The sequence below is a fragment of the Paraglaciecola arctica genome, assembly GCF_018861065.1.
Taxonomy (GTDB): Bacteria; Pseudomonadota; Gammaproteobacteria; order Enterobacterales; family Alteromonadaceae; genus Paraglaciecola; species Paraglaciecola arctica_B.
Genome location: NZ_JAHKQO010000036.1, coordinates 236,116 through 259,073, shown reverse-complemented (window position 1 = coordinate 259,073; position 22,958 = coordinate 236,116). Strand labels below are relative to the sequence as shown.

Below are 22,958 nucleotides of genomic sequence, written 5' to 3'. Positions count from 1 at the left end.
TAGACTTAGTTATCATTAATCGTGGTTAGGCAATTCTACAAATTCGATCCAGTATTTCCCCAAGGCTTTCATTAATTCAACTAAGCCTTCGAAATTAACTGGTTTAGTGATAAAAGATGCCGCACCTAATCCATAACCTTTGGCCATGTCTTCTTCTTGTTGAGAGGTGGTGAGGATAACCACTGGGATGGCTTTTAGTTCTGGATCTGACTTTAATTCTTTTAGCGCTTCTCTGCCGTCTTTTCGCGGCATATTAAGGTCGAGTAGAATTATGCCCGGCCAAGGGTAAGCTTCAACATCAGCATATTTACCTTGGCGTTTCAGATAGCTGATGAGTTCCACTCCATCTTCTACACAAAGTAGATTATTGAGTACTTTGCTTTCCTCTAAGGCTTCTTTGGTAAGCAACCTGTCATCTTCGTCGTCATCCGCCATTAATATGGTGATAGGTTTTTTAATTAATGTGTTCATGTATTTATCCGTTATTTTTAAATAGTGTGGCCGCAACAGGGAGATTGATTGTAAATACAGAACCTTTAGTTAATTCACTTTTGGCTGATATTGTGCCGCCATGCCGTTCAACTATCCGTCTACAAACGGCTAATCCTATACCTGTTCCCTTATATTCAGTTCTACCATGCAAGCGTTGAAATGGTACAAATATCTTGTCAGCGAACTCTTGCTCAAAACCAATGCCATTATCGCTCACTGTAATCACATACCATTGTACAGAGCGTTCGGTTAGTTCATCGTAGGATTCACTTTGAGTGTAACTAATGGATATTTGCGGAGAAACATCAACTTTACGAAACTTGATCGCATTGGATAACAAATTTAAAAACAGCTGATACATTTGCCCTTTGTCACCTTTAACAACAGGTAATGTGTCAACGGTTATTTGGCTGTCGCTTTCTTCGATCGCTATTTCCAAATCACTCAAAATATCATCAATAAGTGCTCCCATGTCTACGTCGCTGAATTCTTTGCCTCGAGTAGTAATACGTGAGAACTCTAACAAATCGTTAATTAAATTCGACATGCGCTCAGCGGCCATTTTCATTCGAGTAATGTAGTCGATACCTTTGCCTTCGAGTTCTTCACCGTAGGTTGTCATCAGCCTGTCACCGAATGCACGGATTTTTCGGAGTGGTTCTTGTAGGTCGTGTGAAGCGACAAAAGCAAAATCTTCCAGTTCGCGGTTGCTACGCGTCAATTCTTCTGAATACACGGTTAATTCTTTGGTTCTAATTTTAACTTGTTCGGCTAGTTTATCGTTTTGTTGTTCTAAAGATTTGCGAAGTTTGCCTTCATTACCAATATTGATCCTTGCAAGCACTAACATGCCAAGTAGCAGCAAAGCACTAATGCTACCTGAAATGATAAAGGTAATTTTGGCTTCTTTTTGAATCTTAAGAAGCTTGTCATATTGGCTATCTCTGAAGGCAATTTCAGCCTGTTGTAATTCGTTGATAAGTGACAAAATTTCTGTGTACCAATTTCTGCCACGGCCCGTCATGATTAAGCCAATTGCGCGTTTTTCGTTGTTAACTAGTGCCAGTCCAACCGTTGTTTCCAACTCACTTATTTTTTTGGCGCTGATCTCCAACAAATCATTTATTTTTGATTGGGCCTGCTTATGTTGAAAGGTCTGTTTTTTGACAATATCCATCTGCGCGGATACCTCTTCGAGCGCTCTTCTGTATGGTTTTAAGTAGTCATCAATTTCCGTTAACAAATAGCCACGCTGCCCGGTTTCTGCTGAGAGTACTGATATATGCAAATTGTTAAGGGCCATAACTGACTCAGAGGTCTGAAATAGCTGATGTTGTGTTGTGGATAAAGCGCTGATTGTTCTGATAGCCAAATAAGCATTTCCAGCAATTAAACACAGCACTATGAGCGCAATCAGTAACCAAGTAGGCAAAGAGTTATCGAGTAGTCTTTTTTTTCTTAACTGCTCAACCATCTTATTGGTTACCGTGTTGTGCGCTTAGCACTTGCAGCGTATCGCTACATTCTTGACAGGCGTTGATGATTTTATCGATAGCCTGTATCCCTTTTTCTTTTGGCATATCGTTTTCCAAAATGAGTTTAATGAGTTCTGCATTCATAGAAATACGATTCAGTGGTGACCTTGCATCATGCACTAATTGGTTAACTGACTGGTCTTCATCAGATGACATAGTTTCCTCCATACAGATTGAGAGACAATTAAATTCGCAAATGTTACGGCATGTCTATTCCGCAAAGTCACCATAGGCATGTAAGCGGTTGTAGAGTGTTTTAGTACTAATGCCTAACATTTCTGCGGCAGCAGTCTTATTACCCTCTACTTTTTCTAAGGTGATACGGATCAATTCTTTTTCTACATTTTCTATTGTTTGACCAGCCGTGACGTTATTGTTTTGTTTTTTTGTCAGTGAAAAAGGTGACTCAAATGTATGCGGTAACTGAATTTCTTTACCCTTTGGATCGCTCATAATGAATGCACGATGTACACTATGTCTGAGTTCTCGTACATTGCCCGGCCAGTCAAAATTACTTAACCGCTCTAGTTGAGCATCGGTCCACACATATTCACAGCCATTTTCTGTGTTGAGTTCTTCTAAAAATGCTTTTGCCAAAAGGGGGATATCTTCCTTACGCTCTCGTAACGAAGGTATGTGAATCGGAAATACTGCTAATCTAAAATAAATGTCCTCACGCAACACTTTGTCTGTGGCGATTGACTCCATAGTGCGGTTGCTGGCTGATACCACTCTACAATTAACCGGTATTTCTTTAGTTCCACCTACTTTTATGACTTTTTTACTTTCTAACACTCGCAGCAAGTTAGGCTGCATATCAATCGGCATTTCGGTCACTTCATCTAAAAATAGAGTGCCATCCTCCGCTCGTTCAAATACCCCTTCTTTCTTGGCTACAGCTCCGGTAAACGCCCCTTTTTCATGGCCAAATAATTCACTACCAATCAACTCCTTGGACAACGCGCCGCAGTTAGTTGTTACTAGTTGGCCTTTGACTTGGCTAGCTTTATGAATAGCGGTGGCGACCACTTCTTTACCCACGCCACTACTGCCCATCAGCATGACATTGGCAGAAGTTTTAGCAACCCGCTCGATCATCAAATACAATTCTTGCATGGGCGCAGATTCGCCAATTAAACATCCAAAGTGACGCTTTATCGATGAGGTTTTGGCTTGAGGTTTGATTTTGGGTTGCTTAGATAATACCCCTTCAATGTCTTCACGCTGTAAAGGTTTCACTAAATAGTCCATTTGCGGACCACTTATCTCGGCAAGAATCCCTTTAACTGACGGGTGACCTGTAATAAAAGTAACCTGTGCCTTTGATTGTATTTTTTTGAGGTGGTCGACTAAATGTAATCCGCTGCCATCGGGTAGCATAAAGTCCAACAATATATGCTCAAAAGGTTGGCTATCAAGCCACTCATACGCTTCTTTTAAATTAGCGGCAACCGATACATGGTGTCCTAAAAATTCAATAATGTTAGCTGCTACATCAGTAAATTCGTTGTCATCATCGACTAGTAATACGTTTAACAATGGTTATCCTCATGTAGAGTTAGGTCATCGAGTTGATCGATTTTAGGGTGAAAGATAGTTTAGGCAAGTTCATTATTATAGTGATTTGACTAGGCCCTAACTATTTCTTATTCAAGGTAATGGTAAACAAACTGACACATTAAAAAGTAGATTAATCATTTTATCAACTTAGGTTGTAGACCGATTTGTAAAATATTCACGATTTCTTGTAAATCGTTCATAACGACTAAAACGAATATCATTCAACAAATAAAAAATATCTTTATTTATCATTGGTTTAGTTTGATTTTAATAATGGAATGTCAGTTGCTTATTGTATCATAAGCTAGCAATGGCTAGTGGTACAATCAAAACAGGAGTTAATATGTTAAATCAGACAACAAGTGTAGAGAAAGTAACAGACGTCATTCAAGTTATGAAAGCAGGCGTTGAGTTTTACAATGACGCAATAGAACAAGTGAATGATACATTTGTCAAAAACACCTTCAGAAAAATGGCAACAAACAAAGAAGCTGCGATACAGGCTTTGCAACCACTAGCTATAGACGAGCAAGGTGAGATTGAGGACGGCACATCTTTAGCTGTCGATTCACGTAAAATGTATACCAAATTTGCAGCGTTGTTTGCAAGCGACGAGGATTACACCTATGTCAAACAACTTGAAGAAGTCGAAGATAAGGTGCTTGAAGTATTAGACGATGCCTTAAACCAAGAGCAGCCCGTTCAAGCCTTGAATACCCTGACTTACATTAGAGCGGATGCACAATTGTTGCATGATGAAATGAAAGCGCTTCAAGAACAAACAAAACACTAAACTCATTGAGTCAAATATATAACAAAGCCCAGTCGTGCTAAGCGCTACTGGGCTTTGTTTTTTGTCACCCGACTTTAGTTTATCTCGCCAATGCTGGGCATTACCCTTTGCACGGAACGGCCATTCACTCCGCTTACTTTTGAAAACATCATTATGAGTGCACAAGACATTACTAAGTAAAATATTACTAAGTAGAGAGTAAATTTTACAAACTAATTTTCTCATATCCACATTTTCACACAATCTAATGACGTTAACCTTTTGTTTTAAATAGGTATTTTTGTGGCTTTTGTGGCTGGTCTGTTCTTTGCTACATATGATTCATTAATCATATTTGAGTGACGTTAGGTTTAAAGGTCGCTCATTCATTCAATCAAGGAAAACCATGAAAAGTAGTAAAAATAATAGCGGGACTATCGATAAATCAATATTTCACACCATCATCTCAGTTAAACCAGTGTTGTTGTTCACTATTGTATTATTAAGTTTCCAAGTTGCAGCCGCTCAACTACCCGATAAAGACAAACAAGTCGTGGCAGTTGAATATATGACTGGTACTGGTGATATGCATGGTATGCGCATCGCCTATAGACCGAATTTTAACTACGACCTTGAGATCCCTCTCATTGGTGCAACTCGTTTATCTTGGGAAACCAGTCTTAATCTTTTTGATTTGCACGGTAGTGCGCGTAATGAAGCGACTTATGGGATTTCTGTTTCACCTGTTTTTTCAAAAGCCTTGCCTAATTTATCCGATGATTATCCACTTACCCTTGAATTCGGTATAGGTGTTGCGTATGTGCATGAGGAAAAATTTGGCGGTGTTGATATTGGTAGTTTTTATCAGTTTGAAGATCGTTTGGGGTTGCTTATTGGTTTAGACAAAAGCCAAAACTCTGAGATAGCGGTTCGCTACATTCATTATTCAAATGGTGGACTCAACACCAAAAATCCAGGTTTAGACTTTTTGAGTGTGGCTTATCTGTACCGGTTTTAAGGCCTGAAATTTTTTGGTAACCCTCTGAGTGATAGGTATATACGTGGGTCGACTTAGTCACCCTAAGGAAAAATTTTGTCTACCAATACAAAACCGAAAATTGCGATTACTGGGCCAAATAAATCTGGCTCTACCGCTTGGTTTTTTACTGCTCTCAACATACGGCTTGCTGGTGGAAAACCCATTCGCGTCACGCCTAATTCTTTCGACGGTACACTTGATTATGATGGGGTTATTATCGGTGGCGGTTCAGATATTCACCCTGATAATTACATAAAGGAAGAGACACCAATGGTGAAGCGCACTTTCTGGATAAGGTTAAAAGAGTGTGTGTTGTATCCCATGGAGTTGTTGAACCGTTTAGGCTCATCTGAATACGACAAAGACCGAGACGATATGGAGATAAAGTTCATTCATTTTGCGCTGGATAATAACTTGCCATTGTTAGGAATTTGTCGAGGTCATCAGTTACTCAATGCAGAGCTAGGTGGTTCAATGTACGAATCGACTTTACCGCTTTTAAAAAACGATATGAGGATCCGTAGCCCATTTCCTAGAAAAACGGTGCTTTATACGACTAGCGATTCTTTAATTGCTGAAATAGCCGGTGATGATCCTTTAAAAGTGAACGCAATACACTCCCAAGCAGTTGCAGAGCCGGCCGACGCTTTAACAGTAACGGCTAGAGAAAATGCAGGCATTAACCAGGTTATTGAAAGTAACAACGGCGATAAAGTACTAGGAGTACAGTGGCACCCTGAATATCTCTTTTACATGAAGGCACATAGAAAAATCTTTAGTTGGTTAATTCGCGAGGCAAAAAAATGAAGAAGGAAAACATCATCAAGTTAGGCATATTCATTTGTGTGGTATTGGCTATTGTTGCCTTGTATTTTTTCACACCTCTTAGCGAGTATCTTGAAATAGATAAACTCACCGAGTTAGCTAGTGATATACCCGACACCACATTTACCGCTTTAATATTTTTAGTTGTTTTCCTTATTGGAGGCTCAATTCTGATCCCCGTTCCGCTAATGGCATTTACTGTTAGCTTAGTGTTTAACCTTTGGATTAGTGTATTAATTTGTATCTTTGGTTTCCTTCTAGCTAGTTTAAGCGGATATGGTATTGGCCGTGTGATAGGTGCAGACTTCTTCGGAGAAGGAGTCAAAAAACACACTGAAACCATTAAGAAAAAAATGGATGACAAAGGCGCTTGGGCTATTTTAGCGTTGCGATTAGCACCCACCCCGCCTTTTACCGCAACCAGTATTTTGGCTGGATCCCTTAAAATTAATATTTTCAGGTTTATGTTGGGTTCAACTATAGGCATTGCACCCTTGGGTTTAGGTGCGGTATTTTTTGGGCAAGGGGCGCTAGAGCTAATGAAAGAACCGTCTGGGTTGGCAGTATCTTCAATCGTTGCCGCCACAATTCTGTTTGTTGTTTATTATGTTATCAAGAAACAACAAACAGATTAAAAACGACTAAATTCAATATACGTAAAGAAAAACTACCTTAGCAAAAGGCCTGTAGGGTCAAAAGGAGAGCCAAATGACAGCATCAAATAAACATATTTCTATCTTAAATGTGCGCGGAAAAGAGTATCAATATTTTGATTTAAGCACGGTGAAAACTGAAATCAAACGGCTACCACTGACCGCAAAAATTTTATTAGAAAACTTATTACGCCATAGCGATGAGATGTATGTTCAGCCAGAGGATATTCAAACCCTAGCGAAATGGGATACTGCCACCTCTTTTGATACCGAGATTGCATTTGTTCCTTCTAGGGTAATACTGCAAGATTTTACAGGAGTGCCCGCTGTTGTTGACTTAGCGGCTATGCGCAACGCTATGTTGGATCTCGGTGGTGACCCTAATAAAATTAATCCACTTAAACCTGTGGATTTAGTGATTGACCATTCCATTATGGTAGATGAATTCGGTAAGGCTGATTCCTTCGAACATAATACTGCAGTTGAGGTAAAGCGTAATAAAGAGCGCTATCAGTTTTTGAAATGGGGTCAAAGTGCGTTTGATAACTTCAAAGTTGTGCCCCCAGGTAAAGGAATAGTGCACCAAGTCAATTTAGAATATTTGGCGCGAGTTACCTTTGTTGATGAGCAGCAAGACCTCCCAATGCTTTACCCCGACACCCTAGTTGGCACAGATTCACATACCACAATGATTAATGGCCTAGGAGTTCTGGGCTGGGGAGTAGGAGGTATCGAAGCTGAAGCGGCAATGTTAGGCCAGCCTGTCACTATGCTAATACCTGAAGTGATTGGAATGGAATTAAAAGGCCAGTTGCCACCAGGTGCCACCGCCACGGACTTAGTCTTAGCGGTGACCGAACAATTGCGAGCATTTGGCGTTGTAGGCAAGTTCGTAGAGTTTTATGGCGCTGGGGTACAACACCTAACGGTGGCTGATCGTGCAACACTTGCCAATATGTCTCCAGAGTATGGGGCAACCTGTGGACTGTTTCCAATTGATGAGCAAACGAGTCAGTATCTGGCGCTTACAGGCCGTAGTGAACTACAAATTGAAATTATTGAAGCTTATGCAAAAGCTCAAGGTATGTGGGGCAGTGAAGCTCAAACACATGCAGAATATCACGCCACACTTTCCCTGAATTTGGACTCTGTTGTTCCTGCTATCGCTGGTCCGAAACGACCTCAAGATAGAATTAATTTAGATCAAGCCGCCACTTCATTTGAGAATTGGTTGACAGAGCAAAACGAATTGGCGATTTCGCCCCAAGGCAAACACGAACAACGTTTTGATAGTGAAGGTGGGGTAGAAAATATAGGGGCTAAAACCACAGTTTCATATCGTCATAATCAACAAGATCTCGCGCTTCACGAGGGAGCCGTAGTGATTGCTGCGATCACAAGTTGCACCAATACTTCGAATCCATCGGTGCTGGTTGCTGCTGCTTTGTTGGCACAAAAAGCCAATGAGTTAGGATTGACAGTGAAACCATGGGTAAAAACCAGTTTTGCCCCGGGATCACAAGTGGTAACCGAATACCTCAACAAGGCTGGATTATCTAAAGAATTGGATAAACTGGGGTTTAACTTAGTAGGGTACGGTTGCACCACTTGTATAGGTAATTCAGGACCACTGCCAGAGGCCATTTCTGAGGCGATTAGAAAAGCTGATTTAACGGTGACATCAGTCTTATCAGGTAACCGAAACTTTGAAGGCAGAATACATTCTGATGTAAAAGCTAACTATTTGGCATCGCCTCCTCTAGTGGTTGCCTATGCGTTGGCCGGTAATATGAAAATAGACATTACTAAAGATCCTCTTGGCATCAGCAGCGCTGGACACCCCGTTTATTTGAAAGATCTATGGCCAAGCCAGCAAGAAATTCAAGAGATAGTGACACGGGTCGTTAATAAATCGATGTTCACAGAAAAATATGGTGCCGTATATGACGGCGGCGATATTTGGGAAAAATTGGAAACAGTTGATTCAGATATTTATGACTGGCCTGACAGTACTTATGTGAAAAAGCCGACATTTTTTGACAATATGCCAGCACAACCCGAGCCAACCAAAGCTATCCAAGAAGCGCGCTGTTTACTCAAGTTAGCAGATAGTGTGACCACTGACCATATTTCCCCAGCGGGTTCGATTGGCAAAGATACGCCTGCAGCTGATTATCTGCGTGAGAATCATGTTGAGCAAAAATCCTTTAATTCTTATGGCTCTAGGCGCGGTAATCATGATGTCATGATGCGCGGTACTTTTGCCAATGTTAGGCTTAAAAATCAACTGGCTCCTGGTACAGAAGGCGGTTTTACCTGTAAACAACCTAGTGGTGAACAAACCACAGTATTTGCGGCCGCTCAGCAGTATATTGCTGACAAAATACCCACAATTGTTATTGCTGGTAAAGAATACGGCACTGGGAGTTCCCGTGATTGGGCTGCCAAAGGGCCATTGTTATTGGGCGTTAAAGCGGTAATTGCTGAAACATATGAGCGAATACATCGCTCTAATCTTATCGGAATGGGTATATTACCATTGCAATTTAAGCAAGGTGAAACAGCGCATACTTATGAGTTAGATGGCACAGAGCAGTATTCAATTGAGGCGATTGAGGCTGGCCAGAAACAAGTAAAAGTAGAAGTTAAAAAGTCAGACGGTAGTAGCATTGATTTTGAAACAGAGATCCGTATCGATACTCCTAATGAGTTTGAGTATTTCCGCCACGGAGGTATTTTGCAATACGTAATTAGGTCCCTACTATAGTGGGGACGTGTTAAAATCTGGAGGCCGCCGCTAAGCGGGTGCTCTGTCTGACTAACGGATAGTCAATTAAGGGCTAAACAACCACTTTAGTTACAAGGGAAAAAATGAGCATTAGTTTTTATTATGCGCCTATGTCTACATCTAGTATTACAGAGGCTGTGTTAGCAGAGTTAAGTGTAGATTACCAAGGTGTTGAATTAGATATCGATGCGGGTGATACACGAACAGAAGCTTTCTTAAAACTCAATCCAAATGGCAGAGTTCCCGTGATAGTGCATGAGGGCGTCATTATTTGGGAATCGGTTGCCATAACTTTGTATCTAGGTGAGACATTTGGAACTGAGAAGGCTTTGTTTCCAGAGTCTGGCCCCAGTCGTGGCGAGGCTATGAAATGGGTTGTATGGTCAAATATTAATTTGGCCGATGCTGCAGGTAAACTGGCAGCTGAGTTACCACCCGATGCTCCAGGTGCCGTACAACAAGGCTCACAAGATTTTGTAGAGATAGAACAACGTCGACCACAAGCATTGTTAAAGGCGCGGCAGACTTTGCATCACTGTTTCGAAATTTTAAATGGCGCGCTAGCCGACCGCCATTTTTTGTTGAATGATTACTCTTTAGTCGATACACATGTGTTTGTTTTGGTTGCTTGGGCTTTGTCTATGGAGCTGGAGTTGTCAGCCTTTCCAAATATAGACGCTTGGTTTGCACGTTGCGCCCAGCGCCCTGTTTTAGCGGCAATGATGAGTGATGGGCAATAACGTGAAGACTTTACATTACTGCGGTAGTTGAGAATTCATTTACTGCTAAGCCTTATGGCGATTTTAGCCAGACGTTGAGACACTAACGAAGCATGGCGTCTAGTTCATCTACGATTTCTGCCCAATCGGCATCTTCATTGGTCATTTGTTGTAAAAATGCGCCTTGTGAGCTATTCCAAAAATCAGCTTGGTGTAACTTTATGTTGGCAGCAAGTGGACCATGTTTGCTGATAAACTCATTGATTCCTTGTTCTGAACTATCTAGGCCCAATTGATCAAACAAAGCGTGAATTGAGTGTGTTGGGGGATACATATATTTCTCCTATTACGTTTGTTTCTTAATTTTTTCTAGGTTTTGCAACTTGATAAGGTTAGTACAAATCTAAAGCCGCGTGGCTTGTTTCTTTTGGCCACAACGTTTCGAACAATACCTTACCTCATTCCAACACCTTTGCCATTTTTTGCGCCAGTTAAAAGGGCGATGGCATATAGGGCAAAGTTTACTGGGTAAGTCAGACTTTTTCATCTTGTTCTAAGGCTTTAAAAAAGACCTGACTATCTCGTTGAATAGTTTGACGTTTTTCATCCGACATATTGTTAAGGGTGCGGTAGGGCATTCCTAGACGCGGGTTATTGCCTAACTTTTCTTTGTTGCGGTCCAAAAAATCCCAGTATAAGTAATTGAAGGGGCAGGCTTGTGCGCCGTTCTTTTCTTTTACACTGTAGTGACAGTTTTGGCAGTAATTAGACATCTTGTTAATGTAACTACCACTAGCCGCATAGGGTTTACTGGCAAGAAGGCCGCCATCTGCAAACAGTATCATGCCCGTAACGTTGGGCATTTCTACCCATTCGTAAGCGTCGGCATAAACGATTAAATACCATTCGTTAACTTCATCTGGGTGTAACCCTGCAAGCAGTGCAAAGTTACCTATTATCATTAATCGCTGAATATGATGAGCGTAAGCATTTTCTGAGGTTTCTTTAATACACTGATGTAAGCAGTTCATTTGGGTATGGGTATCCCAAAAAAACTTGGGCAATGAACCTTTAGCTTCTAAGAAGTTCTCATCTTTGTAACCAGGCATCTTCAGCCAATACAAACCTCGCACATACTCTCGCCAGCCTAGCACCTGACGTATAAAACCCTCGGTTGCGTTTAGTGGAGCATCGCCTTTACGGTAGGCATACTCAGCTTGTTCAATCACTTCTTTTGGAGTTAGCAATCCGCAGTTTAGATAAAAACTAATATGAGAGTGGTACATCCAAGGTTCGCCCTCAACCATGGCATCTTGATAATCACCAAAGTTGATTAAGCGCTGCTCTATAAATTCTTGCAGCACCACTAAAGCTTGCTCTCGGGTGACTGCAAAGTGAAACTTATCAAGTTCCCCAAAGTGATCAGCAAACTCTGTAGAGACTAACTTGATAACATCTTGGGTAATAGAGTCAGGCTCAAACATAGTTGGTTTCGGAGGAGACATGTCCTTAGGTAAGGCTTTTCGGTTGGCGCTGTCGTAATTCCACTTGTCGCCAACGGGTTTATCGCCATCCATCAAAAAATGCCACGCTTTGCGCATTTCTCTATAGAAAAACTCCATTCGAAGTTGTTTGCGATCTTTCGCCCAGTCGGCAAACTCACTAAGGCTTGCTAAGAAGCGGTCGTCCTCGCGGATCTCAACTTCAATTCCTAGATTATCTTGCCAAGTCTTCATATCAGCTAACACTCGATATTCACCGGGGTGGGTGAGTACTATTCTATCTATACTTTGTTTTTTACAGAGAAGCTCTACTTCGGCCTTTAAACTACCTTGGTTGTGTTTATCATCGTATTGTCGATAAACGAGTTTATGCCCGTGGTCTGTTAGCTCTTTTGCAAAGTGACGCATGGCTGAAAATAAAAAGGCAATTTTCTTTTTATGATGTTTAACGTAACTGGCTTCTGTTCTTACCTCAGCCATTAATACCCAGTCGTTCTCTAGGTCATAGTCTTGTAAGCTGGCAAGGCTATGGCTAAGTTGGTCAGCTAAAATTAATCTTAAGGTGGCCATCGGTCGGCTTATTCTTCGTTAGGTTGTTGTTTGGATTGGGCTAGAGCATCTAGCGCTCTTTGCCGTGAAGCTTTTAAATCCACTAAGGGCTTAGGATAATTTTTACCTAGTTTTACGCCTGCATAATCCAAAATATTTTGCGGGGCTTCCCAAGGGTTATGTATGTATTTCTCAGGCATTTTGCTAAGTTCAGGACAAAAGCGTTTTACGTAATCGCCCTTTGAATCAAATCGCTGACCTTGTGTGACTGGGTTAAATATTCTGAAGTAGGGCGCAGCATCAGCACCAGTGCCAGCTACCCATTGCCAGCTTGCGCTGTTGGCGGCTAAATCTGCATCAAGTAAACAATCCCAAAACCAGCGTTCACCTTCACCCCAATGAATTAATAGGTTTTTGACTAAGAATGAAGCCACCACCATACGCACTCGATTGTGCATAGTGCCGGTTTGCCATAATTCACGCATTCCTGCGTCTACTATGGGAATGCCTGTTTGCCCTTGTTGCCAAGCTTTTAGTGAGTCAGGGTCGTTACGCCACGGAAAGTGTTGGAATTTAGGACTGAAGTTTTCCTGAGGGATATGCGGGAAATGAAACAATAAGTAGTACGAAAACTCTCGCCAACCTAATTCGCTAAGGTAACAATCTAAACCTGCATCTTCGGTGTTACCATTTAAGGCATGAATCGCGCTGTACCAAATTTGGTTTGGGGATATCTCACCAAAATGTAGGTGTGGCGATAACTTAGAAGTAGCACCTAGATCAGGAAAGTCGCGTTTTTGTTTGTATGCTTTAGCGCCATCAGGTAAAAATTCGCTAAGGTGTTTTGCCGCACCCTGTTCACCTGGTGTCCACATTTTTTCAATTGTGTTATGCCAGTTAATAGTTGGCAACAGCTCCAGTGCATCAAGCCCTTGGTCAAACTGCGGTAGATATTCTACTTGGATGTTTTCAGGTATTGCTATTGGCATTCTAGGGGCAGTGTTAGACAAGCAACCGCGTCGATAATAAGGCGTAAATACTTTGTATGGCGTTTGGTCCTTTTTTAATACTTGCCATGGCTCCCACAATAAATGGCTATTAAAACTTTTGACCTCTACACCCGCTGCTAACAATGTTTGTTTAAGCTGCGAGTCGCGTTTGATTTGCCATGGTTCGTAACAGCGATTCCACACTACACTTTTAATATTATGTTTTTCAACCAACTCAATTAAAATCTTGCTGGCATCACCCTTTGAAAAATGAAGTTGATTGCCTAAGGAATCATTTAAGGCACTTAGTGACTGATGCAGCCACCACTTGCTGGCACTGCCAGGAATAAAATGTTGCTCGCATTCATTATCAAAAATGTAGAGTGGAATAATCGCACCTTTCTCGCAGGCATAATCAAGAGCTGGATTGTCTCTTAATCGCAAATCCTGGCGAAACCACATAAGAGTAGAGGCGATCATAAAAAACCTGTAAATGTCATAAGTTGAACTAAGTATTACTGATAAAGTGATTTTCTAGATCTAAAAATTTAATATTTTTATTGCTAATAACCATAACGTGCATGAGACAGTTTGAAAGTATTCAACACACTAGCCAAACTGCTTACAAGCGTATTACTATTTGCTGCAAAGATGTATAAACCACTGGATAGTAGTTTTGAGTATAAAAATTGTAGTTGCGGGAGCAGGTATTGGTGGTTTATGTGCTGCTTTAGCATTGGCTAAGCGTGGCTTTGAAGTGGCGGTTTATGAACAAAGCTCACAAGTTGCTGAAGTTGGTGCTGGATTACAGCTTAGTCCTAATGCCATGCATGTTCTTAAAGCGTTAGGAATTGCAGAACAAGTTAAGGCTAAAGGATTTCGCCCCAAATCAGCGGTAATGCGCCATTTTCAAAGCGGAAAAACCTATTTTACGGTTCCATTGGGTGACACAGCGTTACATAAATTTGCCGCTGATTATCTGCATATTCACCGCGCGGATCTACTCTCAGTATTATATGCTGAATGTAAGCAAGCGAATGTTAGTATTCATTTAGGGCAGCAGTTGCAAAGTTATCACCATCGCACGGATAAACTCAGCATAAAATTTGAAAACGATCAAAATCTAGAAGCTGATTTACTCATTGGTGCGGATGGCATCAAATCAAAAGTTCAAGCTTGTATGTTGGGCCAGACTCCTGCTCAGTTTACTGGGCAAGTCGCATGGCGAGGTGTGGTAGCTGCTGATAAATTGCCTCAAGGATTAATTAAACCCAATGCCAACTTATGGGTAGGGCCGGGCAAACATTTTGTGAGTTATTACCTCAGAGGCGGGGAGTTGGTCAATTTTGTTGCTGTACAGGAGCGTTCTGATTGGCAAAAAGAGTCATGGCATGAGGCAGGCGATATTCAGGAATTGAGAAATACTTTTGTTGACTGGCATCCTGAAGTAACGGAGTTATTGGCTGCAACTGAGCAGTGTTTTCTTTGGGCATTATTTGACAGGCAACCTTTGAGTCATTGGACCGATAAAAATGTGGCGCTGCTGGGAGATGCTTGTCATCCGATGTTGCCATTTTTGGCTCAAGGCGCTGCCATGGCGATTGAAGACAGTTATGCGCTTGCGCACTGTTTGGTGGAGCAAACAGTGGCGGATCAAAGCTCACTCAATCAAAATCATATTCAAAACGCTTTGCTTAAATACCAGCAAATACGTTTGTCCCGAGCTAGTAGTATTCAAGGTGGTGCACGCAAAAATGCGGGGTTGTATCATATGAATAGCGCATTCGACAAAACAAAACTGGCCGTGCTGTCGGGACTAGCCAGTCTAGGTCTAAGCGATACAGTTGCTGCCAATAAACTCGATGTTATATATAGCTACAATATTACTGAAGAACTATCTTAATGGACTTTAATAATTCGGAAATCACGCAGGTATTTGATCAGTACCAGACGCAAACTCAACACGTTTTGCTGACGATCCGCCAATGGATCTTTGAAGTGGCCGCAAACACAGAACAAATAGGTCAAGTCGAAGAATGCCTCAAGTGGGGTGAGCCTAGTTACGTGACGCATACACCTAAGTCAGGGACAACTTTAAGACTGTCACAACTTAAAGCTAACCCATATGAATTTGGTTTGTTCGTGCATTGCCAAACATCAATAATCGAAGAGTTTAGGCTGGTTTACCCTGATTTACGCTATGATAAAAATCGTGGTGTGTTGTTTGATAGTCGCGAGCCAATCCAAACACAAGTGATCAAACAATTTATCTATTTAGCAATGAGTTATCACAGTAGAAAAAATGCTACTGATTAGTTTTTGGAGAGTATTTTTCTAAAATAGCCTTAACTAAGCCATTGGCTTTTAATTTATTTAGTGTTTTATCAAAGTTCTCCACGAATTCTTGTTTGACTGATTTCTTTGAAAAAATAAAGTGCGAGGCTTGGTTAGTAATAACTAGATTACTGGGCACAATAATTGAACTTAAATTCAGTTTTTTTACTTCCTCCTGACCAGAGCGAGCGTCAGCAATCACTCCATCAAGTCGGCCTAAACCTAACATACCCCACAAGGCTTTACGGCTAGTATTAGGGTAAATCAATCGAGAAAAATCAGGGCTTAACTTTAAGGTATCGAAAGCTTCGCCATAATAAACATCTATTTGTACACCTACTTTAAGTTGATTCTTTTGGATGTCACTTAGGGTGTGCAAAGCAACATTATTGGAAATATCGGTTCGAATAAAAAGCACGTTTTCGAAATAAAAGTTTATCTTTGAATACCTAGCATATTGTTGTCGTTCTTGATTGGGGTAGGCACCGCCAATAATATCTATTCGTCCTTGTGACAATTCTACTAGTGCTCTTGCCCAAGGCATTTTCAAAAAGCGTAATTGGCAGTTAGATTCTGCCAACACTGCCATGGCCAATTCGATATTTAAACCACTAGGTTGTATATCCTCTGGACTTAGTTGAAATGCATAGGGGTAGTCGTCATCCCATGCCATAGTTTTAAGACATTTACTTTGTACCTGAGCAGCAATAAATAGACTGAAAAAACCAAAACTTAGGAATATGCACAGTCTACTCATCGGGTTTTACCCCACGACTAAACTTTATCGGTAATAGTTTAGCCCAATAAACATTAGTGTTTATGATGAACAAAATCGAGTTTCCTATTAGCCAAACAAAAATTTAAATTAGTGGGGAAACTTTACTAATCGATTGTTTTGACTAAATAAATTGTTTTTTTGAATTTACACTCGACATTACTAAGCAGAGTCACTAGGGTCAACTACTAGTTGTTACTTTTTAACATTAGTATAAAATTTTACTCAAAGTTAATGGCAGCAATGACGGTTAGACTCTCTGTTTTCAGGAATAATTCATCTAGGGGCATTATGTTTCGGTTATCTTGTTTTATCTCTTTAATTTTTCTATCACTACAAGTTTTTTGTGCCAATGTCGCGACATTTAAGGTCTACAGTCAATCCATGCACAAAGATATCTCTAATACTATTATTTTGCCCAAAGAATACAGTGCAAATGGAAGGGCTTTACCCGTTTTGTATGCTTTGCACGGTGCAACAGACGATCATAGCTTTTGGCCAACAATCATTCCTAAAATTAAAAACTTAGCAGACCAATATAGCATTATTATAGTGTGTCCCGACGGCGCAAAAACCAGTTGGTATATTGACAGCCCTATCGATGCAAATTTTCAGTATGAAACTTATATCAGTCAGGAATTAGTTAACTTTGTCGATCGCAAGTTTAATTCTAAAACTCATAAGGCCGATCGAGCAATCATGGGATTGAGTATGGGGGGATTTGGCGCGTTTTATCTAGCCATTCGCCATAGCGATGTTTTTAGTGCAGCAATCAGTACCAGCGGCGCTTTTGACTTAAGGCCCTTTCCAGATAGTTGGGATATTGCCAAACGTATAGGTAGTCAAACTGAACATCCAGATAATTGGCAGCGGTACTCTGTAGTCAACATGGCAGACTTGCTGCAAGGAAAAAAACTAGCGTTATTTTTTGATATTGGTGTGGATGATTTTTTTTACGATAGTAACAAGCAGTTCCACGAAATTTTAGTTTCCGAAAATATCCCCCATAGTTACCTTGAAATGCCCGGAGGCCACACATTAGAGTATTGGCAGAAATCCATTAACTATCATTTCAATTTTCTTGATGAGCATTTCAAATCAAACTAACAGTTAGTCTTAAGGTTAGCTGTTAAGGCTAACGATTGCGGAAATTTAACTTTCAGGTGTGTCTGAGGTTTGATTGATGCGACTAAAATATTGCTGAATTTTCTCTTTGCCGGCCTTGGTCAACTTGCCATCTACTCGTTGCTCCTTTACTACAGTTTCAATTTTTGAAAACCAATAATCAACATTGTTGTCATCCGCTTGGGGATTATCTTTGGCGTCCTTGTCGAGTGGCTCAACAGCAAATAAATTTATCCAATGATCACTTTTTTTACCTAGTCCCATTAACTTCATAAAATAACTTTGTTGCTGATTGTTTGCCATAACTACATCAATTATGACCAGCACAATTGAAACCGGACTCATTAATATATCTCGCAGAGCGTCTAAGCCTAACTTTAATTGGAAAACTATGCCTTGCCGAATAAGGGGCCAACGCGCGGCTTTATTGGGAGTTGTTTGCATGGGTTAGATCCTAGTTTTATGAGTAAACAAAGAATAAGCGCTATCTCTAGCCTTTACAATATCTCAAAATTCGCAATTTTATAGCGGATTGCAGGGTGTGGATTCAGCAGTACGAGCAATGTCAGGACCTAAATTCTATCAATACACTTGGTATTTACTCAGTAGGTTTTTTGTTGTTTACGGGTTGCTCGGGAAGTGATTTAAAATTGAATTCGCTGTTATCTTTTGTAGCTTTGATACTAGCAAGAATCATCGCCACAGTTAAATCTTCGATTGTTTGTTTATCGGTAACTTTGCGGTTTAAACAATGTCCTGCAGCTTCTGGGAGACCAAAAGAGATATCTGTCGCGGGAATGGCTATCGCCATAGGGATATCGCAGGCTTCGGATATTGTTTTGGCTAGATGATTAATGGCGCTTTGCCTCGCATAATCGGTGGGGCCGCCAAATGAAATCAAACTTGGTTCTGCTTGTAGACGACTGATTAACAACCCTTTTTCATCAATGTAATTTAAATACGCATGGGTAATACCTCTTACAAGCTGTTCAATAGTCTTAGCTTTTTCGATTGCGGCATTTTGTTTGGCTCGCAGCGATCTCATTTCCTGTAGAAATAGCTTTTGAAGCAACTCAGTGGTACTTGGGAAATATGAATACACAGTGGATTTGCTAATATTTAGGGCTTTGCCTATTTTCTCAATGCTCACCGCGAATACACCTTCTTGTGCCACTATTTCGGCGGTGTATTTTAGGATCTCCTTTTCCCGTTCCTCGGGTGATAAACGTATTCTTGTTTTTCCGGATGTTTTCATAAACCTGTCAGATTTTCGCTGCTTTTGTCGCCACATTCTGCGGCATGTTATATTAAAGCTTGCATCGAGTAAATGTGGCTCGATTGAGCATTAACTCGATGATTTAAGCCATTGGTTGCGTCTTGGCTATTGTTGTCTTTCTATTTATTTATAAAGTCAGACATATAACTGAATACTTCTTCAAAATGATCAAGAAAGGGCACATGACTGCTGGTATCGATTACTTTAATGGTCAAATCGTCAACATACTCAGGAATAATCTCGAAAGCATCTTGAGTAAACGCTGGATCATCTTTCGACCAGATTAATAGACTTGGCACAGTAACGCGTGCATCTTTACTAGGCCAATAGTCTTTATCTTGAATGTTATCAAACTCGGGGAAATTGGCTGTATACCAATTGATTGCGGATTGAGCAGCGTCTGGTTGCTCCCAAGCCTCCAGAAAAGCCTGTTTAAAATTATCATCTACGTCGCCGCTTTCATGCAATCTCGACACGCCTTGCCAAATCATATCTGGTCCCTTGATCGCGAACATCAACTTAGCTAGCCAACCATCAAGTTTGCCAATGTAATCAGAACGTTCTCTTTGTAACAGGCTTCGATCAAGTACCTTGAGAAACGCATTGGGAGGTACCCCATTGATTATTATAAGTTTTTTAATCAATTCCGGTCGGGTTTGAGCTGTAGCCCATGCTAACCCTGCGCCCCAGTCGTGGCCAACTAAAATCACTGGCTTTTCAGGGGAAAGCTTGGAAATAAGCGAGATTACATCCGAGACTAAAACTTCGAGACGATAGTCAGCTATTTCCGTTGGTTTTTCTGTATAGCCATAACCGCGGTTATCGGGAGCAACACTATGATATTGGTCTCCAAAGCCATGTAAAAGTTTGTACCAGGACTCACTAAAATAGGGAAACCCGTGCAAAAACAACATTAATTCACCACTTCCCTTTTCTACATATCGAAACTGCAAACCATTCACAGTGACGGTTTTTGAGTTAAAGCCCATATGGCTTTTAGCAATGATAGCGTCGTTAGGATCATTTAGATCAGAGCACCCCAAAAGTGCTATCGATGCCATTATCCAAAAAAGTAAAACGCGCATAATTGAACCTTAATGTATTAGTGATTATTAATACTTGCAACTGGTGCTCAAAATGTCAATAAAGGATGAAAATAATCTAAATTGTAAATTTATTAGACCTACATAAAATTTCATGTATCAATAAATGTTTGAGTATGTATTTATATTTATCATTAAATTGATACTTGTAAGATGCTGAATTAAAAGAGTTTTAATGGTCTGGCGATAGGTTGTGTAAATTCTCTAATCGATATTATTGTTTAAATTTTGTTAAAGTATTGTTGACTAATGAATGTTTGTGCAATAACTTTTGTTTGCAAGCGGTGGACGGGTCATCGCTGATGACTAAAATTCCGGGCTCAAAACGCCATGAGCGGATACGAGCAGATTGGATATTCACATTTTGGAGGGCTATGCATGTTTTACAGCACACACCAAGGTTTAAGGCGTACTGTTATTTCGAGTGTTATCGCGAGTGTTTTATGTCTGCCTATTGCAAGCGCACAACAAGCGGATACATCTGAACCAGATAAAGATATTGAACGCATTTTTGTCACTGCATCTAAACGACCATTAACCTTACAAGACACACCGATAGCAGTGTCAGTAACCAGTGCGCAAGATATAGAGCAAGCTAAGGTGGTAGACGTATTAGATATGCAAACTTTGGTTCCTTCTTTAAAAGTGTTGCAAACTAGTCTGACTACAGTTTCAAGCTTTAGTATTCGTGGTTTTGGTAGTTCCTCTAATAACATAGGCACAGAACCTTCTGTGGGCGTGTTTATCGACGGCGTTTTTCGTTCTAGGGCAAGTGGAGCCATCACTGATTTGCCTAAGTTAGAACGAGTGGAAGTGTTAAGTGGTCCGCAAAGTACCCTGTTTGGGAAAAATGCGTCAGCAGGGGTAGTTAGTGTGGTTACCTCCGCACCTTCGTTTGTGACTGAAGGGCGAGTCGAGGCAACCTTAGGAAATTACAATCAACGTCTCTTAAAAGGTTATGTAACAGGTGGTGTAAGTGACGAACTTGCGTTGAGTTTTGCTGCAGGTATTAACAAACGCGATGGTTACACCAAGGCACTGTACCAAGGGGTGACGGACCCAGATAATCGAGATCGTTGGAATCTTCGTGGACAAGCGCTTTGGGAGCCTTCTGCAGATGTGACCTTTCGAGCTATTGTTGACTACAGCGAAATAGATGAAATTTGTTGCTCGAGCCCAAATGTTATCAGTGGTCCGGTAGATAACGTTGTGTTGGCATTAGGAGGAAGTGTATTAGACGCCTCAGACCCATTCGCTCGTGAATCTGTGTTAATTGAATCATCTACCAATGAGGTGGAAGACGGAGGCTTATCTCTACATCTAGATGTGGACTATGACGATTTTACTCTAACTTCTATTTCGGCTTATCGTTTGAATACCCTTGTTGCGTCTAATCCAGTGGGAAGCAGTTCGATTGAAACCTCTAGGTCAGTACGAGATATTGAAATCACTGCGTTTAGTCAAGAAATACGACTCACTTCGTCAAGTGAGGGGCCCTTTAATTGGATTTTAGGTGGGTTCTTATACGATGAAGATATCGTTTCCACTGATGCATTGGAGTACGGTCCCGATTTACGCAATTTTGTAAACTATTTAACTGGGGGAGGTTTGGTAGCTGTTGAATCAGCGCTGGGATTCCCGCAAGGTACGTTTTACCCAGATGGTATAGCCGTCGCTTACGCCGAAGGACAGGATAACCGAGATTTTTCGGTTTTTGCATCCACTGATTACGAGTTTACCGACGCTTTGACTGGGACTGTTGGTCTCAATTATACCAATGATAAAAAGGAAGCCTATGTAACAGAAGTGTCTAACGAGGATGTATTTTCGTCGATTAACTTTAATACTCTAGCAGGTGGCGCTTTTGCAGGTTTAGCAGCGGCGCAATTTAGGCCTCCTATCGTGAGTTATCCGAATTCTCTTGAAGACGGTAAGTCTGATGATAGTGATACGACTTATTTGGTTCGCTTAGCATACAAACACAACGAAAATTTCAATTTTTACATCAGCCAAGCAACGGGGTTTAAATCTTCTGCTTGGGATCTCACAAATTTCTCGCGTCCAGATCGTGCTATTGCCGATGCCTTAGATGCATCGGGAGAAAACTCAAGCAATCCAATTTATGGCTCACGTTTATCAACACCAGAATATGCCACAGTGACAGAAATAGGTATGAAGGTGTGGTACCGAAACTTTCAAGCAAATGTTGCCATATTTGACCAGTCAATTGAAGATTTTCAAGTAAGAAGTTTTGACGGTGTGGATTTCTTTCAGGCTAACGCAGGCAAAACTTCGGTAGATGGCATGGAGTTCGATTTACGTTACTCGGTCACAGACAATTTAGCCGTTACCTTTGCAGGGACCTTATTAGACCCGGTATATGATGACTTTAGTAATGCACCTCCTGGTCCGAATTCCCCCCGCGATGCTGACGGGAACTATCTACCCCAAGATTTATCTGGCACCCGCCCCTTGAATATTCATGAAAAAAGCCTAGTGGCAGGTGTAGTTTACACCGCATCCTTCGACACCGCAGACCTGTATATACGTGCTGATTATAGTTATGAAAGCTCTCTGGTTTTTGCACCTGCAGGCACAATTACCACAGACAACCCTGACTTTACGAGACAAGTGAATAATTTAGGCGCAAGTGCTGGCGTGAACTTTGGCAATGGTATGAGTATGCAATTGTGGGGGCGCAATTTAACCGATGATGAAAACTTATTAGGGGTCTTTGGGCAACCAGGTCAAACCGGAACGGTTGGAGCGTTTATTAATCAACCTCGCACCTATGGCGTGAGTGTCGCCTACGAATTTTAAGTCGCTCATAATGAGTGAAATCACTGACGTATATGAGTCAATAATACTTTGAGCCAATTCGTGGCGTTGTACTGGCACGATAGGCTCAATTGAAAACAGGAA

22 protein-coding genes are annotated in these 22,958 nt (G+C 41.0%); 10 read left to right on the top strand and 12 right to left on the bottom strand.

Annotated elements, in window-relative coordinates:
- Positions 1-15 precede the first annotated feature (15 nt).
- Genes KO534_RS14410 through KO534_RS14395 form a run of 4 tightly spaced genes read right to left on the bottom strand, consistent with a single transcriptional unit; the run spans position 16 to position 3,566 of the window.
- Positions 16-471 (bottom strand): response regulator, encoded by a 456-nt coding sequence (locus KO534_RS14410; RefSeq protein WP_215930364.1) that lies wholly within the window; start codon positions 469-471, stop codon positions 16-18.
- Positions 472-475: 4 nt separating this feature from the next.
- Positions 476-1,966, bottom strand: a complete 1,491-nt coding sequence (locus tag KO534_RS14405) for a sensor histidine kinase (protein WP_215930363.1) — start codon at positions 1,964-1,966, stop codon at positions 476-478.
- Position 1,967: 1 nt separating this feature from the next.
- Complete coding sequence (locus tag KO534_RS14400) at positions 1,968-2,183, bottom strand: histidine kinase (protein ID WP_215930362.1); 216 nt, start codon at positions 2,181-2,183, stop codon at positions 1,968-1,970.
- Positions 2,184-2,237: 54 nt separating this feature from the next.
- Complete coding sequence (locus KO534_RS14395) at positions 2,238-3,566, bottom strand: sigma-54-dependent transcriptional regulator (protein ID WP_215930361.1); 1,329 nt, start codon at positions 3,564-3,566, stop codon at positions 2,238-2,240.
- 364 nt (positions 3,567-3,930) lie between these two features.
- On the opposite strand from KO534_RS14395, the gene KO534_RS14390 reads away from it, so the two are divergent.
- From KO534_RS14390 to KO534_RS14365, 6 genes are all read left to right on the top strand, one after another.
- The gene (locus KO534_RS14390) at positions 3,931-4,380 is read left to right on the top strand and encodes a PA2169 family four-helix-bundle protein (RefSeq protein WP_215930360.1); all 450 of its coding nucleotides are present in this window, start codon (positions 3,931-3,933) and stop codon (positions 4,378-4,380) included.
- 385 nt (positions 4,381-4,765) lie between these two features.
- The gene (locus KO534_RS14385; protein WP_215930359.1) at positions 4,766-5,377 is read left to right on the top strand and encodes an acyloxyacyl hydrolase; all 612 of its coding nucleotides are present in this window, start codon (positions 4,766-4,768) and stop codon (positions 5,375-5,377) included.
- Between the two features lie 75 nt (positions 5,378-5,452).
- A complete protein-coding gene (locus tag KO534_RS14380) occupies positions 5,453-6,205 on the top strand; it encodes a gamma-glutamyl-gamma-aminobutyrate hydrolase family protein (protein ID WP_215930358.1) in 753 nt (250 codons plus the stop codon).
- On the top strand, positions 6,202-6,858 hold the full coding sequence (locus KO534_RS14375; protein ID WP_215930357.1) for a TVP38/TMEM64 family protein: 657 nt from the start codon (positions 6,202-6,204) through the stop codon (positions 6,856-6,858). Before KO534_RS14380 ends, KO534_RS14375 begins: the two co-directional genes overlap by 4 nt.
- Positions 6,859-6,931: 73 nt before the next feature.
- Positions 6,932-9,643: an aconitate hydratase AcnA gene (gene acnA, locus KO534_RS14370; protein ID WP_215930356.1), complete on the top strand. Its 2,712-nt coding sequence runs from the start codon at positions 6,932-6,934 to the stop codon at positions 9,641-9,643.
- 104 nt (positions 9,644-9,747) lie between these two features.
- Positions 9,748-10,404, top strand: coding sequence for a glutathione S-transferase family protein (locus tag KO534_RS14365; protein ID WP_215930355.1), 657 nt, complete (start codon positions 9,748-9,750; stop codon positions 10,402-10,404).
- Between the two features lie 82 nt (positions 10,405-10,486).
- Here KO534_RS14365 and KO534_RS14360 read toward each other — a convergent pair whose 3' ends face one another.
- The 4 genes from KO534_RS14360 to KO534_RS14345 all read right to left on the bottom strand — a co-directional run bounded on the left by KO534_RS14360 (position 10,487) and on the right by KO534_RS14345 (position 13,903).
- Positions 10,487-10,717: a DUF2789 domain-containing protein gene (locus KO534_RS14360; protein ID WP_215930354.1), complete on the bottom strand. Its 231-nt coding sequence runs from the start codon at positions 10,715-10,717 to the stop codon at positions 10,487-10,489.
- Positions 10,718-10,786: 69 nt separating this feature from the next.
- Positions 10,787-10,930 carry a DUF2256 domain-containing protein gene (locus KO534_RS14355; protein WP_215930353.1) on the bottom strand — a complete coding sequence of 48 codons (144 nt, stop codon included), beginning with the start codon at positions 10,928-10,930 and terminating at the stop codon, positions 10,787-10,789.
- On the bottom strand, positions 10,917-12,455 hold the full coding sequence (locus tag KO534_RS14350) for a cryptochrome/photolyase family protein (protein ID WP_215930352.1): 1,539 nt from the start codon (positions 12,453-12,455) through the stop codon (positions 10,917-10,919). Before KO534_RS14350 ends, KO534_RS14355 begins: the two co-directional genes overlap by 14 nt.
- An 8-nt stretch (positions 12,456-12,463) precedes the next feature.
- Complete coding sequence (locus KO534_RS14345; RefSeq protein WP_252732158.1) at positions 12,464-13,903, bottom strand: cryptochrome/photolyase family protein; 1,440 nt, start codon at positions 13,901-13,903, stop codon at positions 12,464-12,466.
- 196 nt (positions 13,904-14,099) lie between these two features.
- Here KO534_RS14345 and KO534_RS14340 point away from each other — a divergent pair, with 196 nt between their 5' ends.
- Both KO534_RS14340 and KO534_RS14335 read left to right on the top strand, forming a co-directional pair.
- Positions 14,100-15,326: an FAD-dependent monooxygenase gene (locus KO534_RS14340; RefSeq protein WP_215930351.1), complete on the top strand. Its 1,227-nt coding sequence runs from the start codon at positions 14,100-14,102 to the stop codon at positions 15,324-15,326.
- Positions 15,326-15,739, top strand: a complete 414-nt coding sequence (locus KO534_RS14335) for a DUF1801 domain-containing protein (RefSeq protein WP_215930350.1) — start codon at positions 15,326-15,328, stop codon at positions 15,737-15,739. The genes KO534_RS14340 and KO534_RS14335 overlap by 1 nt, the downstream gene beginning before the upstream one ends.
- On the opposite strand, the gene KO534_RS14330 is transcribed toward KO534_RS14335, so the two are convergent.
- Positions 15,729-16,514 (bottom strand): substrate-binding periplasmic protein, encoded by a 786-nt coding sequence (locus KO534_RS14330; protein ID WP_215930349.1) that lies wholly within the window; start codon positions 16,512-16,514, stop codon positions 15,729-15,731. The genes KO534_RS14335 and KO534_RS14330 overlap by 11 nt on opposite strands.
- 309 nt (positions 16,515-16,823) lie before the next feature.
- On the opposite strand from KO534_RS14330, the gene KO534_RS14325 reads away from it, so the two are divergent.
- Positions 16,824-17,639, top strand: coding sequence for an alpha/beta hydrolase (locus tag KO534_RS14325; RefSeq protein ID WP_215930348.1), 816 nt, complete (start codon positions 16,824-16,826; stop codon positions 17,637-17,639).
- A gap of 45 nt (positions 17,640-17,684) precedes the next feature.
- Here the strand turns inward: KO534_RS14325 and KO534_RS14320 are convergent, their stop codons facing one another.
- The 3 genes from KO534_RS14320 to KO534_RS14310 form a co-directional block, all read right to left on the bottom strand.
- Positions 17,685-18,101 (bottom strand): hypothetical protein, encoded by a 417-nt coding sequence (locus KO534_RS14320; RefSeq protein ID WP_215930347.1) that lies wholly within the window; start codon positions 18,099-18,101, stop codon positions 17,685-17,687.
- A gap of 154 nt (positions 18,102-18,255) precedes the next feature.
- Positions 18,256-18,912: a TetR/AcrR family transcriptional regulator gene (locus tag KO534_RS14315; protein ID WP_215930346.1), complete on the bottom strand. Its 657-nt coding sequence runs from the start codon at positions 18,910-18,912 to the stop codon at positions 18,256-18,258.
- A gap of 140 nt (positions 18,913-19,052) precedes the next feature.
- Complete coding sequence (locus KO534_RS14310) at positions 19,053-20,018, bottom strand: alpha/beta fold hydrolase (protein ID WP_215930345.1); 966 nt, start codon at positions 20,016-20,018, stop codon at positions 19,053-19,055.
- Between the two features lie 396 nt (positions 20,019-20,414).
- Between KO534_RS14310 and KO534_RS14305 the strand changes: the two genes are divergently transcribed.
- Entirely contained in the window at positions 20,415-22,856 is a 2,442-nt protein-coding gene (locus KO534_RS14305) for a TonB-dependent receptor (protein ID WP_215930344.1), read from the top strand.
- Positions 22,857-22,958 lie beyond the last annotated feature (102 nt).

What these genes read in the sequence shown, in the direction of transcription:
- KO534_RS14410 (WP_215930364.1), bottom strand. Translation starts at nt 471, where the DNA reads ATGAACACATTAATTAAAAAACCTATCACCATATTAATGGCGGATGAC.
- KO534_RS14405 (WP_215930363.1), bottom strand. Translation starts at nt 1,966, where the DNA reads ATGGTTGAGCAGTTAAGAAAAAAAAGACTACTCGATAACTCTTTGCCT.
- KO534_RS14400 (WP_215930362.1), bottom strand. Translation starts at nt 2,183, where the DNA reads ATGTCATCTGATGAAGACCAGTCAGTTAACCAATTAGTGCATGATGCA.
- KO534_RS14390 (WP_215930360.1), top strand. Translation starts at nt 3,931, where the DNA reads ATGTTAAATCAGACAACAAGTGTAGAGAAAGTAACAGACGTCATTCAA.
- KO534_RS14385 (WP_215930359.1), top strand. Translation starts at nt 4,766, where the DNA reads ATGAAAAGTAGTAAAAATAATAGCGGGACTATCGATAAATCAATATTT.
- KO534_RS14375 (WP_215930357.1), top strand. Translation starts at nt 6,202, where the DNA reads ATGAAGAAGGAAAACATCATCAAGTTAGGCATATTCATTTGTGTGGTA.
- acnA (WP_215930356.1), top strand. Translation starts at nt 6,932, where the DNA reads ATGACAGCATCAAATAAACATATTTCTATCTTAAATGTGCGCGGAAAA.
- KO534_RS14365 (WP_215930355.1), top strand. Translation starts at nt 9,748, where the DNA reads ATGAGCATTAGTTTTTATTATGCGCCTATGTCTACATCTAGTATTACA.
- KO534_RS14360 (WP_215930354.1), bottom strand. Translation starts at nt 10,717, where the DNA reads ATGTATCCCCCAACACACTCAATTCACGCTTTGTTTGATCAATTGGGC.
- KO534_RS14355 (WP_215930353.1), bottom strand. Translation starts at nt 10,930, where the DNA reads ATGAAAAAGTCTGACTTACCCAGTAAACTTTGCCCTATATGCCATCGC.
- KO534_RS14350 (WP_215930352.1), bottom strand. Translation starts at nt 12,455, where the DNA reads ATGGCCACCTTAAGATTAATTTTAGCTGACCAACTTAGCCATAGCCTT.
- KO534_RS14345 (WP_252732158.1), bottom strand. Translation starts at nt 13,903, where the DNA reads ATGATCGCCTCTACTCTTATGTGGTTTCGCCAGGATTTGCGATTAAGA.
- KO534_RS14335 (WP_215930350.1), top strand. Translation starts at nt 15,326, where the DNA reads ATGGACTTTAATAATTCGGAAATCACGCAGGTATTTGATCAGTACCAG.
- KO534_RS14330 (WP_215930349.1), bottom strand. Translation starts at nt 16,514, where the DNA reads ATGAGTAGACTGTGCATATTCCTAAGTTTTGGTTTTTTCAGTCTATTT.
- KO534_RS14325 (WP_215930348.1), top strand. Translation starts at nt 16,824, where the DNA reads ATGTTTCGGTTATCTTGTTTTATCTCTTTAATTTTTCTATCACTACAA.
- KO534_RS14320 (WP_215930347.1), bottom strand. Translation starts at nt 18,101, where the DNA reads ATGCAAACAACTCCCAATAAAGCCGCGCGTTGGCCCCTTATTCGGCAA.
- KO534_RS14315 (WP_215930346.1), bottom strand. Translation starts at nt 18,912, where the DNA reads ATGAAAACATCCGGAAAAACAAGAATACGTTTATCACCCGAGGAACGG.
- KO534_RS14310 (WP_215930345.1), bottom strand. Translation starts at nt 20,018, where the DNA reads ATGCGCGTTTTACTTTTTTGGATAATGGCATCGATAGCACTTTTGGGG.
- KO534_RS14305 (WP_215930344.1), top strand. Translation starts at nt 20,415, where the DNA reads ATGTTTTACAGCACACACCAAGGTTTAAGGCGTACTGTTATTTCGAGT.